This is a genomic window from Sphingomonas sp. CCH9-F2, assembly GCF_001556735.1.
Lineage (GTDB): Bacteria > Pseudomonadota > Alphaproteobacteria > Sphingomonadales > Sphingomonadaceae > Sphingomonas > Sphingomonas ginsenosidimutans.
Window position 1 is genome coordinate 1 of sequence record NZ_LSJO01000278.1, and the last position, 527, is coordinate 527.

The 527-nt window shown below is 65.5% G+C and carries 2 protein-coding genes; both read right to left on the minus strand.

What is annotated here, in order from left to right; translation table 11 throughout:
- Nucleotides 1-112: 112 nt before the first annotated feature.
- A complete protein-coding gene (locus AX685_RS21505; protein ID WP_156442736.1) occupies nt 113-283 on the minus strand; it encodes a hypothetical protein in 171 nt (56 codons plus the stop codon).
- The gene (locus AX685_RS08310) at nt 283-507 is read right to left on the minus strand and encodes a conjugal transfer protein TraD (RefSeq protein ID WP_070321743.1); all 225 of its coding nucleotides are present in this window, start codon (nt 505-507) and stop codon (nt 283-285) included. The genes AX685_RS21505 and AX685_RS08310 overlap by 1 nt, the downstream gene beginning before the upstream one ends.
- Nucleotides 508-527 lie beyond the last annotated feature (20 nt).

Below are 527 nucleotides of genomic sequence, written 5' to 3' on the forward strand. Positions count from 1 at the left end.
GCGAGTCCGCCATGTCCTCGCGCCACATGGCGACTTCCGCCGGCGTGCCGCGCGTAAAGTCTATCGCGCGCACTTCGGTGCGGATCACCTCGATATCGAACGTGATCATCAACTACCCCTCCTCACCGTTTTGCAAGAGCAGATAATTCAGTGCATCCACCGCATCGCGCTCGGTAGCAAAGAGGAGATCAAGCCAGCGGGCCTCCACCGCAGACCAGAGACCCCAAGCACCGTCCAATTTCGGTTCAGGGCGTTGCGCGACACGATAATCGCTGGCGCTCATCAGCGCGCCTCCTTAGCATCGCTTTCGGCGTCGAACGCCCGCTTGCCGCGCCGCTTCCACAGCGCCAGCACGTTGCCGGCGCCATCGCCCCGCGCGCGTCCGGCGAGATCGAGCAGCGCGCCGTAGAGCGTGGCGCGATCGTCGTTGGCCAGCTCGACCAGCCCGGCTTTCTGGACGAGGCCGCCCAGCTCGATCAGGTGGCGGGTCCGTTCGCGACGTTGCACGACCCAGGCCCTGCTATCCG

Bases quoted from the DNA above. Each gene is read 5' to 3' on its own strand.
- AX685_RS21505 (WP_156442736.1), bottom strand. From the start codon at position 283: ATGAGCGCCAGCGATTATCGTGTCGCGCAACGCCCTGAACCGAAATTG.